Source organism: Lysinibacillus sp. NPDC056220, from assembly GCF_049315265.1.
GTDB classification, from domain to species: Bacteria; Bacillota; Bacilli; order Bacillales_A; family Planococcaceae; genus Lysinibacillus; species Lysinibacillus pinottii.
Genome location: NZ_JBMOXD010000004.1, coordinates 138,512 through 154,235 on the forward strand (window position 1 = coordinate 138,512; position 15,724 = coordinate 154,235).

At 37.9% G+C, this 15,724-nt stretch carries 18 protein-coding genes; 4 read left to right on the forward strand and 14 right to left on the reverse strand.

Features of this window, described 5'->3' with window-relative positions; translation table 11 throughout:
• Positions 1-11 precede the first annotated feature (11 nt).
• From ACOZBY_RS15360 to ACOZBY_RS15370, 3 genes are all read right to left on the reverse strand, one after another.
• Positions 12-296: a hypothetical protein gene (locus ACOZBY_RS15360; RefSeq protein WP_012295909.1), complete on the reverse strand. Its 285-nt coding sequence runs from the start codon at positions 294-296 to the stop codon at positions 12-14.
• Positions 283-861 carry a hypothetical protein gene (locus tag ACOZBY_RS15365; RefSeq protein ID WP_012295910.1) on the reverse strand — a complete coding sequence of 193 codons (579 nt, stop codon included), beginning with the start codon at positions 859-861 and terminating at the stop codon, positions 283-285. Before ACOZBY_RS15365 ends, ACOZBY_RS15360 begins: the two co-directional genes overlap by 14 nt.
• 86 nt (positions 862-947) lie before the next feature.
• Positions 948-1,586, reverse strand: coding sequence for a hypothetical protein (locus ACOZBY_RS15370; protein WP_012295911.1), 639 nt, complete (start codon positions 1,584-1,586; stop codon positions 948-950).
• Between the two features lie 235 nt (positions 1,587-1,821).
• Here ACOZBY_RS15370 and ACOZBY_RS15375 point away from each other — a divergent pair, with 235 nt between their 5' ends.
• Together ACOZBY_RS15375 and ACOZBY_RS15380 are read left to right on the forward strand one after the other, a co-directional pair.
• Complete coding sequence (locus ACOZBY_RS15375; protein WP_197150602.1) at positions 1,822-3,021, forward strand: hypothetical protein; 1,200 nt, start codon at positions 1,822-1,824, stop codon at positions 3,019-3,021.
• Between the two features lie 169 nt (positions 3,022-3,190).
• A complete protein-coding gene (locus ACOZBY_RS15380; RefSeq protein ID WP_031416594.1) occupies positions 3,191-3,805 on the forward strand; it encodes an exosporium glycoprotein BclB-related protein in 615 nt (204 codons plus the stop codon).
• A 98-nt stretch (positions 3,806-3,903) separates the two neighbouring features.
• On the opposite strand, the gene ACOZBY_RS15385 is transcribed toward ACOZBY_RS15380, so the two are convergent.
• The 9 genes from ACOZBY_RS15385 to ACOZBY_RS15425 all read right to left on the reverse strand — a co-directional run bounded on the left by ACOZBY_RS15385 (position 3,904) and on the right by ACOZBY_RS15425 (position 12,978).
• Positions 3,904-4,431 (reverse strand): YfiT family bacillithiol transferase, encoded by a 528-nt coding sequence (locus ACOZBY_RS15385; protein WP_281486847.1) that lies wholly within the window; start codon positions 4,429-4,431, stop codon positions 3,904-3,906.
• A 644-nt stretch (positions 4,432-5,075) separates the two neighbouring features.
• Positions 5,076-6,644: a BCCT family transporter gene (locus tag ACOZBY_RS15390; RefSeq protein WP_012295916.1), complete on the reverse strand. Its 1,569-nt coding sequence runs from the start codon at positions 6,642-6,644 to the stop codon at positions 5,076-5,078.
• A gap of 128 nt (positions 6,645-6,772) precedes the next feature.
• Positions 6,773-7,543 carry an alpha/beta hydrolase gene (locus ACOZBY_RS15395; RefSeq protein WP_036164871.1) on the reverse strand — a complete coding sequence of 257 codons (771 nt, stop codon included), beginning with the start codon at positions 7,541-7,543 and terminating at the stop codon, positions 6,773-6,775.
• Positions 7,540-8,322: an ABC transporter ATP-binding protein gene (locus ACOZBY_RS15400; protein ID WP_012295918.1), complete on the reverse strand. Its 783-nt coding sequence runs from the start codon at positions 8,320-8,322 to the stop codon at positions 7,540-7,542. The genes ACOZBY_RS15395 and ACOZBY_RS15400 overlap by 4 nt, the downstream gene beginning before the upstream one ends.
• Before the next feature lie 29 nt (positions 8,323-8,351).
• Positions 8,352-9,347 carry a FecCD family ABC transporter permease gene (locus ACOZBY_RS15405; protein ID WP_012295919.1) on the reverse strand — a complete coding sequence of 332 codons (996 nt, stop codon included), beginning with the start codon at positions 9,345-9,347 and terminating at the stop codon, positions 8,352-8,354.
• 28 nt (positions 9,348-9,375) lie between these two features.
• Complete coding sequence (locus ACOZBY_RS15410) at positions 9,376-10,383, reverse strand: FecCD family ABC transporter permease (RefSeq protein WP_036162397.1); 1,008 nt, start codon at positions 10,381-10,383, stop codon at positions 9,376-9,378.
• A 104-nt stretch (positions 10,384-10,487) separates the two neighbouring features.
• Entirely contained in the window at positions 10,488-11,468 is a 981-nt protein-coding gene (locus tag ACOZBY_RS15415; RefSeq protein WP_031416602.1) for an ABC transporter substrate-binding protein, read from the reverse strand.
• 204 nt (positions 11,469-11,672) lie between these two features.
• Complete coding sequence (locus tag ACOZBY_RS15420) at positions 11,673-12,503, reverse strand: helix-turn-helix domain-containing protein (protein ID WP_012295922.1); 831 nt, start codon at positions 12,501-12,503, stop codon at positions 11,673-11,675.
• A 10-nt stretch (positions 12,504-12,513) separates the two neighbouring features.
• A complete protein-coding gene (locus tag ACOZBY_RS15425) occupies positions 12,514-12,978 on the reverse strand; it encodes a DinB family protein (RefSeq protein WP_031416603.1) in 465 nt (154 codons plus the stop codon).
• Positions 12,979-13,172: 194 nt separating this feature from the next.
• Here ACOZBY_RS15425 and ACOZBY_RS15430 point away from each other — a divergent pair, with 194 nt between their 5' ends.
• Positions 13,173-13,919 carry a sulfite exporter TauE/SafE family protein gene (locus ACOZBY_RS15430; RefSeq protein ID WP_012295924.1) on the forward strand — a complete coding sequence of 249 codons (747 nt, stop codon included), beginning with the start codon at positions 13,173-13,175 and terminating at the stop codon, positions 13,917-13,919.
• Here the strand turns inward: ACOZBY_RS15430 and ACOZBY_RS15435 are convergent.
• Positions 13,912-14,280 carry a YybH family protein gene (locus ACOZBY_RS15435; RefSeq protein WP_012295925.1) on the reverse strand — a complete coding sequence of 123 codons (369 nt, stop codon included), beginning with the start codon at positions 14,278-14,280 and terminating at the stop codon, positions 13,912-13,914. The genes ACOZBY_RS15430 and ACOZBY_RS15435 overlap by 8 nt on opposite strands.
• Positions 14,281-14,417: 137 nt before the next feature.
• On the opposite strand from ACOZBY_RS15435, the gene ACOZBY_RS15440 reads away from it, so the two are divergent.
• Positions 14,418-14,903: an SRPBCC family protein gene (locus tag ACOZBY_RS15440; protein ID WP_332291065.1), complete on the forward strand. Its 486-nt coding sequence runs from the start codon at positions 14,418-14,420 to the stop codon at positions 14,901-14,903.
• A 44-nt stretch (positions 14,904-14,947) separates the two neighbouring features.
• Here ACOZBY_RS15440 and ACOZBY_RS15445 read toward each other — a convergent pair whose 3' ends face one another.
• Positions 14,948-15,709, reverse strand: coding sequence for a hypothetical protein (locus tag ACOZBY_RS15445; RefSeq protein ID WP_036164885.1), 762 nt, complete (start codon positions 15,707-15,709; stop codon positions 14,948-14,950).
• Positions 15,710-15,724: the final 15 nt, after the last annotated feature.

Sequence of the window (15,724 nt, forward strand, 5' to 3'; positions counted from 1 at the left end):
CCTTGCACCTCCTAGCCTGAAAAACTTTTTAGAATTTCAATGACTTCTTCAAACTGTGCTTTACTGTCATCTAACACCTCATCTAGTTGTTTTAACCACTTTGTTTGTAGCTTCGAATGTTCATGTTGTTCAAAGATATTATTTTTTTCCCCAGAGACAAGATAGCCAATTAATTGTTGCAATGTATCTTTTTCAAGAAAGGCAAAGCTATTATCTTGTACATTACGGCGGTTAAGCTGGTCCTTCAGCAATTGTTGGATTACGCTACTAAGCTCTTGTTTTTCATGATCCACCATTGTTTCCCTCCTGCGTTTGACTAATTCCATTGAGATTAATTGGGTTTAACACAACCACACCATCTGTTAGCTGATCACAATATGTAAAACCCATAATAGTGCCAGAATACGATAAATTATGGGACCATTTAATTTGAAAATTGGTAAATGAAATCGTTTCATTTGGTTCGATGGTGGACTTCCCTACTGGTCTAAGCCAATATTCCTCCTTACTAGACTTGTCATTAAAACGTTCCCAATTACTTTGCCCCTGTGTCTTTAAAGTAGGTGTGTAATTTTCGTGAACATACCTTCCCGAGAAATAAAACGGAGAATCTTTCGGTAATTTAATACATAGATATGGATTTGTGACGGGTGTTTGACCAATATTACGAATATGGTAGGAGCCTAAACAAAGACTTTCTTGCTCAGAGTCATAGGATATATTGAACGAGGATGTAAAATAACTGATTAGACTAATCTTATTTTGAACTGCTAGCTCTTCTACCAGCTTTTTTATTTCTTGAACATACATGTTTGTCTGTTCTTTCACCGCTTGTATCTTGTCTTCTATTCGTGTTATCACTTAATGCCCCCTTACTATGATTCATAAAAAAAAAGAGAGGATAACCCTCTCTTCATGATATGACTTTCCTCTATTTGTTAGCACTACTAACCAACAGTTGGGAAAATAACTGGGCATTGTTGTGGACGAACCGCAGTTGGACATGTGAATGGTAAATCTGCTCTTGGTTCGCAGAAAGTTGCTAAAAATTCCACAGTAACTGGGAATGTTGATTGAATGCTTTGGCAAACAGCAACAGTAATTGTTAACGCAGAAAACGTAATTGCACCTGCTGCAGCTGTAAGTGTACCAGTTGTACAAACGAAGCAATCTAAATCTGTATATAGAATTTCTACATCTGTACCCTTAGGTGCACATAATGTCACTTGCTCACAGCGTGAAACAGGAATCTCTGCGCTTGTGAACATTGTTCCATTTGGTAATGTAACAACGATCGTAAGAATGAAATTCTTTTGAATATTTAAATGTTGTAGACAAACAGTTGATCCATCGATAGAGAATTGGCGATTCTCACGGTTTAGGATCACAATTGGATTTGTAGCTGCTGGAATTACTCGACATGTAACAATAGCACCTGTTAAGTCAGTAGCTGCTGTTACGCCTGGGAATGTAATTGCTCCAGTTGGTGAAATATCAAATGACATTTCCTTTACAATCCAGTCATATACCTTATCAACATTTATACAAATCAGTTCCTGCGCCTGGGATGGCATATGTTCTTGCATCCTTTTGACACCTCCATAAGTTTTTTATCTTTCGTTTGTAGCATATGTTTTTCAGCTATAAGTGCATGGGCTAATAAATAGTTACATTGGATATTTATAAAAATCAGCGACAATCATTTTGTCTTACAGTTCTTTCTTTATAATAAGAACTAAAATGTTGAAGGAACAGGTATATTTGTAACAGAAAGTCAATATTTTTAATAAACTAATAATGGAATGAAAGGGGTGAACTACAATGGAGGAGTCAAAATTGTATACCACTCAAGAAATTGAAAATTTAAAGCAAAAAATTGAAACCTATAGAGAATCGTTATCATCATTAAAAACGGGATCGTCAATTGAAGATTTCCTTTATATGAAGCAGGGGTTTGATGGACTGAAAACACAGATAGCCCATTTAGAGGGGATTACAGAGACATTGGATACTAAGCAAAATTCCTATATAAAAGGATATGATGATCAAATAAGGCTTCTTTCCATACAGATTGAGTCTCTGAATCAAACCATGGAAGAAATGAATCAAGAAATTTTAGCAGTTTTAAACAAATTATTAACTGTTGAAGGAAATGATACAACAACCATTTCTCCCGCCATTAAAATGCCTTCTCAAACTTCGGCTACTCATTTGCCTAGACAACAACCTAGAATGACACAGACAGCAGATAAAACTACGATAACATCAGCACAACCATCTTATAGACTATTACAAAGTTTGGCAGGTAAAGCCATAAACCACCAACAAAATGTCAATAACAATGGGGCTCCACCTCCTCACAATGACCAGCAGGTAGCTAAACCAGAAGAGCGGCATTTTAATCAGCAATATTTTCAATCCATTAATACGCATCCAAGCCATATATACAATGGTTTATTCAGAAACACGACAGTTGAATCCACCTTCCATTTTAAAAATGCCACGGATGCAAAGGAAGTTCCAGTAAGTGTTTATGATCCATCTGCTGTACAGCCCACTTTAAGTGAGGAAAACATCGAGAATGATCATTTACTATCAACTATTGTTCATGAATCGAGTACTGGAACCGAAAAATTAGATGATCCTACAGAGGCTGTGCCAACGGAAAATGAACGTAACAACCATGAGATTTCCGAAGTAACTAAAGGATCGTTTGAACAGGTTAATTCAGAGAAACTTAGCAAGACAGTTAGTGAAGACACTACTGCAATAGCTAGTGAGCCTCTCAACGAAGTCATTTCAGAAACAGTAGCACAGCCAGCTGACACAGTTGAAACACATCATTCTCCTTCAATCGAAACAGAAGAGTATGTCGAAGTGTATAATTCTGAAGCAGTCTATGAGGTTCATCCATCCCTGGAAGAAGAAAATAAGCAACCTGATCCTGTAAATATGCCGATTGAGGAAGAAAATAAGAAGGGAAAAAATTCATTTTTTGATTTCTTTAAAAGATGGAGTTAAATTTATCACTTTATAAGACGTCCACTATGTATGAAAACACATAGTGGATGTCTTTTTGTTTCAATAGAAAATTGATTTTATGAAATCATTGAATTTATAGGAGAGGTAGATATTTGCCCTTCCCCCCTTTTCACATATGAATAGAATAATGAAGAAAGGGGGTGTAAAAATGTGTTTTAACAACTCAATGTGTGGTTGCTCTAAAGGCAATGGTGATTGTACTGCCCTTGGACCATTTATCGGTATTGATGCGGCATGTATTACTCCACCAGCAGCTACAGGTTCCATTATCCCATTTTCTTCAGGAACAATTCCTGTTGTATTAGTATCTCTTGCAACTGGTTTAGTTAGTACTGTAAGCCTTGTTGGTTTTGGTACATCTGTTCCAGGTGTAGCTCTTGCTGGCGTTAATATTGATTTAACAAGTTCTCTTGCCACAGAAGCTTTTACTGTTCCACGTCCAGGAACAATTACATCTATTGCTGCAACAATTTCAGCAACTGCCGCTTTAACACTAACAGGAACAGCTACAGTGAGAGCACAAATTTACCGTGCAGTTCAAGGAAGCAATGTTTTCAGCCCTACTGCAGCATTTGTTGATTTAACTCCAGCTTTACCATTAGCAGCATTATTAGCTGGTGCAATTGCAAGCGGTAGTGCCAACGTATCAGTGCCAGTAACTACTGGTGATCGTTTATTAATGGTGTTCTCCATGACTACTTCAGGAGCTACTGTTCTGGTTACTCTTACTGGTAACGCAAGTGCAGGAATTACTATTGTATAAGTAAATAACGCTAACTCTTAAAGTTATAAGTATCTTTTCAAACCTAATAATTAAATTATAGTAGGCGATTTTAACTAAATCGTCTACTTTTTATGTAGCTAAAATGCTAATGCATGCTGGATATGTGCCAAATGATGTTTGCCATGCCATGCATATAAACCTACTGCTTGTTCCAATGTTGTTAACCCCGAATCAGGATGATTATAAGCTCGTTGTAATTGTTCATCCGTTAAATTTGTCAGTAAATAAACCCAACGCTCATGTAAACTTTCAATTAATGTCAGCGAAGTTGCTATTGGCATATCTGAATCTGGGAGCATTGCCCATACAGCCTCATTGTATGGCTTAATCGTTGGTACATCCTCTGTTAGCGCTAGCTTAAAACGGGTATAGCTGTTCATATGACTATCTGCAATATGATGGACTAGCTGCCTAACGGTCCAACCATTTTCACGATACGAGTTTGCCAATGCCTGCTCACTTGCTTCACTTAATACTTCTTTAAGCTGCTTTGGTAATAAGCTAATATCCTCCATCCATTCTTTTACATGCTGTGATGTCACTTCTTTTGGACATTGAAACTCCCCAATGGGATATCGTAAATCAATCAAATTGCTCTCCTCCATTTTTCCCTCTTACTTTTCCAAAATGTTTAGGTCATTATTATTCCTGGATATCAACAATCAACGTATCAAAGTGTTTTCCATTTGTATCAGTAAAACAGCCCTTTTCCAGGACTAGGAATTTTTACGCTTAAAGGGCTATGAGCACCTGCTTCGTTTGCTGGCCCGCTAAGACCTGTGCTCCATCCGCCAACTAAAATAGACTGGTTAGTTTTAGAATCTCTATAGTATCCTACAACTGTTAACTCTGTATTACCATTTCCTTCAATTCTTCAAAGATGCCACATCCATTTTGTGGGCTCAAACTTTGCATACTAGCACCAATAACACCCGATTTATTGGCATTACCTATAATGGCTCTATCACCAAATTCACTGCTTTTTCATTCCAATTAATAGCTGCAAAATCACTTATTTGCAAAAAATCTGGGGCATTCTCTGTTATTACAATTTTACCTATATTTGTATAACTACTACCACTAACAGCATCATACATATAAGGACAAATCTTCTACGACAACCCCCATCCCCTAAAAAAATTCTTTTTACCCTCAATTATTACAGACAATTCCGTTCATTAAAATACCCAATAGCAATAACACAAAAAGAAACTGTATTACTCATCAAAGAATAATACAGCTTATCACCTTATTTTTTTTCTTTGGCTTTTGCTTCTTTTTCAAGATGCTTCCTTGCTATCTTCAATCGTTGAATGTCTTTTTTCTTCAGAGGAACAATCTCTTCCTTCATCATTTTAATATAAGAAATCATTAACAACAGTAATAGGACTGTAAACGGTAACGCGGCAATTAATGAGGCTGTTTGTAGTGCATCCAGCCCACCTGTATACAATAAAACACCTGATATAGAGGCCATCAATATACCCCATACTAACTTGGATAGTACTGTCGGGTTTAAAGACCCCCTTGTCGTCATACTCGCCATAATGAAAGTAGCTGAATCGGCTGATGTAATTAAGAAAATGAAAATGAGCAAAATTCCAATAAAAGAAGCTATCATTGAAAGAGGTAAATACTCTAGCATTTGAAACAAGGCCACTGTTACGTCGTTATGAACGGTTTGCGCAATTTCAGCTTCTTTATGCAGGTCGAACCACATGGCAGTTCCTCCAAAAACAGCAATCCAAAAACAAGCAATAAGAGGAGGAATAATTAATACGCCAACAATGAATTCTCGAATCGTTCTTCCTTTAGATACACGGGCAATAAAAGAACCAACAAAGGGCGACCATGCTATCGCCCACGCCCAATAAAAGATCGTCCAATCCTTCACCCAAGTCCCCCCGATATACGGTTGCATCCTTAAGCTGTATTGAATGAAGTTTGAAATATAATCCCCTATTGCTAGTGTAAAGGTTTCCATAATAAAAACTGTTGGGCCAGTTATAAAGACAAATAGCAGTAAAACAATCGCTAGCATCATATTGACATTACTTAGGATTTTCATTCCCCTTTGAAGGCCCGTAGTGGCAGAGAACATATAGCCAATAAACATGATAAGAATAATGGCTACCTGTATGAGAAATGTATTAGGTAAACCAAAGACAAAGCTTAAACCTCCGTTTGTTTGGAGCACGCCCAAGCCAATAGAAGTAGCTACCCCCATAACTGTAGCAATAACCGCTAAAATATCAATTGTGCCCTTCACGACTCGATTTGTCCCCGTTACAGGCTCTAAAGCGGTAGAGATGAGCATATTTCTTTTTTTGTTAAATTGCACATAAGCCATGACAAGCCCCAATATAGCATAAACAGACCATTGGCTGATTCCCCAATGAAAGAAAGAATAACCCATTGCCAGTCGCGCTGCATCTGTCGTTAGAGGTGTTGTGTCACTAAAGGGCGGTGAAAAGTAATGACTCATTGGTTCAGCTACTCCCCAAAAGACTAATCCAACCCCTAGACCTGCAGAAAAGAGCATAGAAATCCATGTGAGAAAGCTAAATTCTGGTCGACCATCTTCTGCTCCTAACCGAATAGTGCCATATTTACTAATCGCCAAGCCAAATAGAAAAACCACGATTATAAAGACCGCCATTAAGTAAAACCAACCAAAAAAATCCGTCGTCATATGAAAGACGCTGTTCGCACCATTCTTAAACTGTTCCGGTATTATTGCCCCAATAATTACTAAAAATAAAATGGCTCCACTAGAAATAATAAATACTGGGTTGATTAAATTTTTAATTTTTTGCATACAGCGCCTCCATTAATCCCAGACGTTTTACCAAATTTCCTTTATTATGAGTTTCCTTCAAGTATTTTATAAATCAAAACTTCTTGAAAATAAAAAACCGCACTACCAATAGATAATGCGGCTATTGTTTATTCATTTGTAAAAGCAAAACGTATGGCTCTACTCATAACTGTAGGCACAACAGATGCATGATTTTCGTTTAAAGCTTCATAAAAATCAACCTTCATTACTTTTTCAAGTATTGTTGCCATTTGTCGTGCATCATCCACCATAAAGGTTTCCAGTTCACCAGCACTAATAAACAATGTTTCCTTCATAGCCTGATGCTCATTTAAAAATACTGAGGCACATGGGACTAATTCATGCTCATTCCACCAGATGGAAGGACTGATAGCCAGGTAATGTTGAAAGCTTGTTGGATGGTGAAATAATTGCCAAAGCGTAAAATAACCAGCTAATGAGTGACCAAATATCGATTGCTGTGCTTTATTTACTGGATAGTTGGCTTCAATCATTGGCTTTAGTTCTTCTTCTAGGAATCGACTAAAGTTTACTGCCCCACCAAGCTTTTCATGCCCTTTACCTTTAAATCTTGCGGGATAAATATACGTCTCTGCTGGTGCCGTAAAATCATAAAAACGTCGTTCACGCATATCTTCACCATGCCCGATACCAACAACAATGGATGGTAAAATACCCGTTTTTGGCGCATTACGACTTTGCAATCGAACTGCTTCCTTAACAAGAGAAAAATAAGAAGAACCATCCAATACATAGATGACCGGAAAGCCTTCCGTTGGCGCTTCCTCATTTGGTACATAAACGTTAATCCCATACGTATAGTCTGCCAATTTTGAAGTCATTTGCTGTGTTGAGTAATCTATTTCTGTTGGATTCATTTGTTTTCCTCCTTCAATATGTCATAGCCATAGCATACAGGTGTATTGGTTGCTGGATCTTCCATAATACGTGCATCAATGTTAAAGACTTGACGCATCACCTCTGCGCTTAAGATTTCCTGTGGTGTTCCTGTTTGCATGATAACACCATTTCGCATGGCGATCAGATGATCTGAATACCTAGCAGCATGGTTAATATCATGAAGAACCATGACGATTGTACATTGATGCTGTTCATTTAAATGTTTCACGATATCAAGTACTTCCAATTGGTGGGCCATATCTAAATACGTAGTCGGCTCATCGAGCAACAAAATATTTGTTTCCTGTGCCAATGCCATAGCGAGCCATACACGTTGACGCTGACCCCCAGAAAGCTGTGCTAGCTCCCGATTTCGATATTCCACCGTGTTTGTGACCGTTAACGCCCACTCAATCATTTCTTCATCCTTATTTGTTAATCGATTGACATTGTTGCGGTGCGGATATCTGCCATAAGCAATAAGTTCCTCGACTTTTAATTGTCCCGGTGCAACGGGTGTTTGTGATAATATTGCTAGCTTCTGTGCAATATCCTTTGTCGACAGATTTTGCATATTTTGCTCCTGCAAGTATACCGTGCCCTGTTGCTTTTTCAAAATTCTTCCTATTGTTTTGAGAAGCGTTGATTTACCACAGCCATTCGGTCCGATAATCGTTGTGACCTTGCCCTCTTCAATCGTTAAATTTAACCCTTCAAACACTCGAACCTGCTCATAGCCTGAAGCCAAATTTTCCATTCTAAACGCTGTTTGCACACCATTTCCTCCTATGCCTTAGATTTCACTAGTAAATACAAGAAATATGGAATTCCTATAATCGATACTACTATTCCAACAGCCAGCTCAGACGGTGCGAATACCGTTTTGCCGATAAAGTCAGCTAGAATTAGCAAGCCTGCACCAATTAATGCACTTACTGGCATGACATAGCGGTGCTGAATACCAACAAGCTGCTTGGCGATATGTGGTGCCATTAACCCAATAAAGCCAATACTTCCTGATACAGATACGCATGCGCTAACTAGTCCTACACTGGCTAATAACAGCTTCATTTTCTCTTTTTCAACAGCAATTCCTAAACTTGTGATGTTATCCTCTTCCAGCTGAAAATAATCAAGTAAATACGATTTTTTATGCACATAAATTCCTAAAATTACAAGCCAAGGTAACATAGTAAGAGCAAAAATCCAATTCGCATTGTAAATGGAACCTGCCATCCAAATAGCTGCAGATTCAAAATCCTGCGCACTCATTTTTAGAGATAGAAACAATGATAAAGCGCCAAATCCACTGTTAATGGCAATCCCAGTTAATATTAATCGCTGCATATCGAGATGACCATTTTTCAAAGCAAACGTAAAAATTAATATAGCCGCAATTGTTCCACCGATAAAACCGAACAATGGCATCATTAAAATGGATAGCCAGCTGTTCATATCTGCACTCACTAATTTTAATTGAAAGAAAAACATAAAAATTACGACCGCGGCACCAGCTCCAGCATTAATTCCTAATATCCCTGGATCTGCGAGCCCATTGCGCGTAATACCCTGTAATACAACCCCCGCCATTCCTAATCCAATACCAACGAGCCCAGCTATGACAATTCGTGGTAAGCGGAATTCAAAAATAACAAGATCAAATTTTGGATTAGGTTCAATACGCAATAATGTTTTTATGACATCCATCACAGACATATCAAAAACACCATTTGTAATATGTAGATAACTTGCAACTAAAATCAAAAGTAAAAGCGTCGACATAGTCATTAAGAATACACTTGAGGTATGTTTACGCACGTTTTTCACCTCCGTGCTTTCGAACTAAATATAAGAAGAATGGCACACCAACTAATGCTGTTAAGACTCCTATTGGCGTTTCAAATGGATAATTAACAAAGCGGCTAAGGACATCACAAAGCGCCAAGAAAAAGGCACCAATAACCGCCGCACAAGGGATAATATAGCGATAATCTACTCCAACAAGAAAACGAGTAATATGCGGAATAACTAACCCTACAAAGGCTATTTTCCCAACGAGAGCAACTGCTGTCCCTGTCAAGCATACGACAGCTAGCATACTAATAATCCGTACTGCCTTTGTTTTTTGACCTAGTCCCATTGCAATATCCTCACCTAGCGAGGTAATCGTAATGGCCCTCGCGGATAGTAAGGCCAATAATAAACCAACTAATCCAAATGGAATAGAGAGCATCAACATATCCATATCTACCATATGTACCTTAGTGTTATACCAAGCACTGACTGTTTGTGATACTTGAAAATACATCGCAATCGCTGTAGCTATACTACTTAAAAATGTCCCAATAACGGTTCCAATAATGGCTAGCCTTACTGGTGATAAACCATTCCGAATTAACGAGCCAAAGCCAAAAACAATGCCCGCACCCAGTGCAGAACCTAGCATTGACAATAAAATCATTTGATAATTAGGCAGTCCTGGGAAAAAGACAATGGCTAATGTTATAACAAATGCAGAGCCATCGTTGACACCCATCAATGAAGGAGATGCTAAATAATTTCGTGTAATTCCCTGCATAACTGCACCCGCAACTGCCAAAAAGGCTCCTACTAACAAGACTGCGCCTATTCTAGGAATACGTCCTGTCCGTATAATTTGATGATCAACATTAGAAGGATCGAATGCTGATATTGCTTGCCACACAGTGATTACACTAATATCCTTTGTTCCATACATAACAGAAACAAGCGCCACAAGGGCAATAAGGAGAGGAGATACTGCTAATATTGAAAATGACACTACGTTTGTTTTTTTCAACTTTCACACCTTTTTCTATACCATTTTAGTATCCAAACTTCTACTGAACAAAAGGCCGGTAATAGCCTGGTGATATCACCAAACCTACTACCAGCCTGTGTATACTATTTAAGTAATTTTTCAGCTGCTGCATCTAAGAATTTAACCTTAGACCAAGCCGTACCACCTTGTGCTAACGGGTCAATTGTATTGACATAAATTTCATTATTTTGTGATGCCTTTAAGCTAGTGAAAATTGGATTTTTTTGTAGCTCCTCTAACGCCTTAGGAGTATCCTTATTTTCGGATTCCTCAAATTGAAGGAAAATTGCATCTGGATTTACTTGAGCTAATGTTTCTAGCGATAATTCTGCCTGCGCTTTAGCTGTCGTCACTACCTCTGGAACTGGAGCACCTAAATCCTCATACAAAACAGGATTTAAATAAACACCAGCTGGATAAATGTACATTACACCACCGCGAACACGGATGATTAATACTTGTTTATCAGCTAATTGCTCCTTCGATTTAACCTGTGCATCAGCAACTTTTGCCTCATAGTCAGAAATGATTTTTTTAGCATCATCTTCTTTACCAGCTAGCTGTGCAAGCACTGTCAAATTTTCCTTCCAGTTTGTTGAAATATGTGAGTAAGGTATCATTGTTTGAATTTTGTTCAACTTTTCAGCCGTTTCTTTAGGGAATTTTGAAGTACCTACAATGACATCTGGATCCAAATTAAGAATGGCCTCTGCATTTGGCTCCATTTTATTTCCTACCAGTGTAGCACCTTCAAAATCAGATGCTAGATATGCTGGCACTTTGCCACCTACTTCAAGTACACCTACGGGCTTAATTCCAAGCATTGCAGCGTCTTCCATAGATTCAAGACTTGCAGCGACAATATTTTTCACTTCTACTGGAAGCTCATATTTCTCACCCAAGTACGTAATTGTCTGTGTCTTAGCTAGTTCTGTCTGTGATTCTGTTACACTTGTCTCCGTTGTATTATTTGTTGAAGTAGACTCCTCTGCCTTATCTGTTCCACATGCAGCTAATGATAGTGCTAAAAGTGCTGGTGCACACATTTTAAAATATTTATTCATAGATATTCTCTCCTAACAAGCTCATATTGATAATGATAATCATTTACATATGTATGTCAACATATAATTGATACTCATTATCATTTACGGATACTATCCTAACAAAGTGAAAATAGATTGTGAATGGACGATTTCGAAAATGACATGGACTTTTGCCGATTTATGCCATAAAAAAACTGCTCCTTTTTTATAAGAAACAGTCATTCATACATATTTGGCTTCCTCTATTTTTAACTTGCGATAGGCTGAGGGAGATAAACCCGTACACTTTTTAAATACTCTACTAAAATAAAAACAATCTACATATCCAACACATTCTGCAATTTCAGCTACAGGGATTCCACCATATTCTAGTAAGTCTTTCGCACGTCGTATACGGTATTCTGTTATATATTTGCTTGGATTCATACCTGTATGCTGCTCAAATAAATAGGCAAAACGACGCCGTTCAATGTCAAATTCACTAGAAATATTTGATACCGAAATCTGCTCCGCATAGTGCTCATGTATATACTGTAAAGCCTGCTCCATTAATTCATTGGCATTATCCAGAACCTTCACTTTTGCCGCTATAAGAATGTGTTCCAGCAAGTTCATGAATAATGTCTTGGACTTAAATACGGCCATATTACCTGGAAAGGAATAGCTTTCTACTAGCTGCTGTACCTGGGTAATAATTTGCGTATTATGTCCTGTTTTAATGAGAAAATGTTGTTCCACCAGTGGATATAATGCCGTCTCCTCCATAGGTAGATTATAGTGAACTACAGCATATTCCCAAACCTTCTGACTTGTTACGTTCACTTCAATTGGCATTTGAGGACCAGCATGCACTATTACTCCTGGCTCCATCACATATGGCGTTCCATTCAAGCTAAAGATAGCACTTCCTGCAAGCGGCACAATAATTCCACATTTTTCTGGTGCAGTAGTTCTCCCTAAATCAACCTCTCCTGGCTCCATTCTTTTGGTAAAGACATCGGTAAACTTTACAGATGCCTGTGCAAAGTAATCTATTAAATACTTGATATCCATGTGCTAGCTCCTATACATGTAAAACACTCTGAATTTGTGAAAAATGATGTAAATCATGGTCAATTAATCCGCCAAAATAATCAGCCATCGTTATGTTAGACTGTCCAATATTGAACGACTGCTGCCATTGCTCATCTGTAAATTGCTGAATGGTTTGAAGCAATTGACGTCTTGTCAAAACAAATTCAATAATCGTTTTTTCTAACTGCTGTTCACGACTTTTCTCAGCTGCCCTCGTGTTCATATTCGTGACATCTGGTCCTTTAGGTAACGATGTATTAGTAAATAAATATGGTATTCGTTGTTCTAACACAAATTTATCCCAGGGTGTAAGATGCCCTATCACCTCTGCAACTGACCATTTTCCAGATTCAATTGGCATACGCCATTGCTCCTCAGTTAAATTCCTCAAATTCTTTACCCAATGAAGAGAATGTTCATAGTGTTTAATAATCGACTTTTTGTCTCGCAGCATTGGATTTCGCCTCTTTCTTCCTTTGTATGCAGCAATCTCCCTTAGTCTTCCAAAAGATAAATAATATTTATATGTACTCAAAAATAATATATTAGATTTATAAATTAAATACCTTTACCCTAAAGCTATCCAAGTGAGGAGAGTAGCCTATGAAAAAAATTTTATGGATATTGTTCCTTGTACTCCTTAGTTTCATGGCACATTATACAAAAATCTCTTTAACCCTCGTATGCATTGGTATAATAGCTGCCTTTATCGGTACACTTGCGGGAGGTGGAGGTCTTATGACGCTACCCGCTATGATGCTGGTCGGTATTCCCATTCAAACTAGTATTGCTACAAATAAATTTTCGACCGGTATATCGGCTTTATCTAGCATTTTTTATTTACTGTATCATAAGGAGCTACATTTCAAAGTTATTTTAAAATACATAGCTATTGCTGTTATAGGAGGAGCTGGTGGTGCACTTCTAGCCGTGTCACAATCCGAACAAAATATGAATGTTACAGCCTGTATCCTACTGATTTTTGCATTAGTTGTCACTTTAAAAAACAAGGCTTGGACTGACACTGTGAATCCTACAGAGCATACAACGTCCTCCCTTTGGCAGCCATTTTTTATCGCTATGTATGATGGTGGGTTTGGTCCTGGTTCTTCAACTTTTAGTATTTTATATTATTGGCGTTGCCAACACACTTACATAAAGGCCGTACAGCTCACGCGTGCACTGCTTTTTGGAAGTTGTACTGGAGCTTTTATTGTTTTTTATCAAACAGGCTTTATTCAATGGCATTATGCAATTGCCATGGCCTTAGGCTCCATTATAGGCTCTCAATTAGGCCTCCTTGTGCTACCACACATTCCAATAAAAGTAGCCAAACGACTACTAACTGTGATTATCTCGATGTTGATTATTCAGATGGTATGGGAAATTATTTAATATATCCACTCAAATGTTCATGAATTAACTTCCATTCACCATTCATCCATGTAAAAATATTTGTCGCCCTACCGCTACCTGATACAGATTTCCCATTATGATAGCCTTCATAGTGATATGTATAAATACAGGTGGCTGTTTTTTCATCAACGGTTAGCCAAGTTATATCAGTTGCTGAATAGACCTCTTCTTGAATTACATTCCATGCGTGATTGAAGTAAGCACCAATTTCTTCTGTAGTCGTACATGTTTTATCCGAAAACCAATAGACAGCCTGTGGATGCAAAATAACCTTTACCTTATTAAAATCATGAGTATTTGTTGCTTGGATATAACGTTCTAATGCTTGTTCATATGTCATGTTCACGCCCCCTTTTTAACAATAGTATCCCAAATCTCACTTCTTATAAATAATATATTTATGGGATGTTCTCCTTTGAACAGTTCATAAAGAACACCTATAATAAGGACAAAATCACATAAAAGACGGAGGATACTATGCTAGCTACTATTGAAGAACAATCCAATCATCATGTTGCAACATTCAAACGCCAGCTCCCTCATTCAATAGATGTTGTTTGGGCAGCAATCACTGAAAATGACAAGCTGCAAAAGTGGATGAGCAATTTAGAAATCATTGATCTTCGTAAGAATGGTAAGATGCATTTTAATATGAACGATGGAACAGATGCCTATGAAACAATAGCCATTACCGATTATGCAGAAAATGAAACTCTCGAATTTGATTGGGGTACGGATACGGTACGATTCGAACTTTCTTCTAATGACGAGGGCACATTCCTCCTATTAGTAGAGACACTTCAAGAATTGACAGAGCATACGCCAAAGGATTTAGCGGGGTGGCATATATGTCTAAACTTGCTGGCTGATTTGCTAGATAGAAAGGAACAACTAAATTTCCCAATGGAGAGTTGGCAACAGCGATTCCACGACTACAGTGGCCTTATTGATTCTATAAAGTAAAACAACTAAAAAAATCCTAGAGCCACAAGACTCTAGGGTTTTAATTATTGGTCAAACGCTGTAGCTATTTCTATGGCCTTTAGAGGGTCTTTTATGGAATCGAGTGTATACACAAGCTTTTCATCCTGCCAAACGATTAAATTGCCTGTTTGATAAACGTCCAATTGAGCCATGCCATATTGCTTTGGAATAGGGAGCATATGACTTTTTAAATATTCTACTACTTGCTTTGCAAGCTTGACACCAGCCTCAGGATTTTCTGTTCGGGTATGTGTGGCAATTGCCCAGCGTCCTTCATTCCATCCAGTCCATAAGGAGCCTGCCCCCGCGTCTTGATAACCTTTAATATTGTCACCAAGATCCACTTTTTGTCCACCATTTTGATTAAAATTATCAAACGCTATTTGGGTGCTTGCCCCTTCTGCATTATTGTATTGCTTAACGAGCAATCGTGCTATAACGTTTGCTGATTTCTTTAATCGAATATCATTAATCGGCATACTCTCTTTACTTTCATAAAAGACAATTTCCACCTGATTCCCTTCTGTCCTTGTAGTAGCTGATAAAAAAGAATCCTGTGTAATAGGTAAAGTTGTTGGCATTTTTATGGTGAAATCAGCTTGTATTTGATCCTTGATTTGTTGCAGGACCTCTGTTTGTTCCATAGCTGTTCCATTATCATGTTGATTAGCTTGTTCGACAGGTATTTGGGTCTCACTTTCATGTGCTTGTTGATTTTCTTCCCGATTAGCACAAGCACCTATAAAGCAAATACTCAAAAAAAGGAGAACTAGCATTCTTTTCATTGCGTGTACCTCCAT

Excerpts from the sequence above, each read along its gene's own strand:
- ACOZBY_RS15375 (WP_197150602.1), top strand. The coding sequence starts at position 1,822 with ATGGAGGAGTCAAAATTGTATACCACTCAAGAAATTGAAAATTTAAAG.
- ACOZBY_RS15385 (WP_281486847.1), bottom strand. The coding sequence starts at position 4,431 with ATGGAGGAGAGCAATTTGATTGATTTACGATATCCCATTGGGGAGTTT.
- ACOZBY_RS15435 (WP_012295925.1), bottom strand. The coding sequence starts at position 14,280 with ATGACATATGAACAAGCATTAGAACGTTATATCCAAGCAACAAATACT.
- ACOZBY_RS15430 (WP_012295924.1), top strand. The coding sequence starts at position 13,173 with ATGGCACATTATACAAAAATCTCTTTAACCCTCGTATGCATTGGTATA.
- ACOZBY_RS15400 (WP_012295918.1), bottom strand. The coding sequence starts at position 8,322 with ATGGAAAATTTGGCTTCAGGCTATGAGCAGGTTCGAGTGTTTGAAGGG.
- ACOZBY_RS15370 (WP_012295911.1), bottom strand. The coding sequence starts at position 1,586 with ATGCAAGAACATATGCCATCCCAGGCGCAGGAACTGATTTGTATAAAT.
- ACOZBY_RS15380 (WP_031416594.1), top strand. The coding sequence starts at position 3,191 with ATGTGTTTTAACAACTCAATGTGTGGTTGCTCTAAAGGCAATGGTGAT.
- ACOZBY_RS15360 (WP_012295909.1), bottom strand. The coding sequence starts at position 296 with ATGGTGGATCATGAAAAACAAGAGCTTAGTAGCGTAATCCAACAATTG.
- ACOZBY_RS15415 (WP_031416602.1), bottom strand. The coding sequence starts at position 11,468 with ATGAATAAATATTTTAAAATGTGTGCACCAGCACTTTTAGCACTATCA.
- ACOZBY_RS15390 (WP_012295916.1), bottom strand. The coding sequence starts at position 6,644 with ATGCAAAAAATTAAAAATTTAATCAACCCAGTATTTATTATTTCTAGT.
- ACOZBY_RS15440 (WP_332291065.1), top strand. The coding sequence starts at position 14,418 with ATGCTAGCTACTATTGAAGAACAATCCAATCATCATGTTGCAACATTC.
- ACOZBY_RS15445 (WP_036164885.1), bottom strand. The coding sequence starts at position 15,709 with ATGAAAAGAATGCTAGTTCTCCTTTTTTTGAGTATTTGCTTTATAGGT.
- ACOZBY_RS15420 (WP_012295922.1), bottom strand. The coding sequence starts at position 12,503 with ATGGATATCAAGTATTTAATAGATTACTTTGCACAGGCATCTGTAAAG.
- ACOZBY_RS15405 (WP_012295919.1), bottom strand. The coding sequence starts at position 9,347 with ATGTCGACGCTTTTACTTTTGATTTTAGTTGCAAGTTATCTACATATT.
- ACOZBY_RS15395 (WP_036164871.1), bottom strand. The coding sequence starts at position 7,543 with ATGAATCCAACAGAAATAGATTACTCAACACAGCAAATGACTTCAAAA.
- ACOZBY_RS15425 (WP_031416603.1), bottom strand. The coding sequence starts at position 12,978 with ATGCTGCGAGACAAAAAGTCGATTATTAAACACTATGAACATTCTCTT.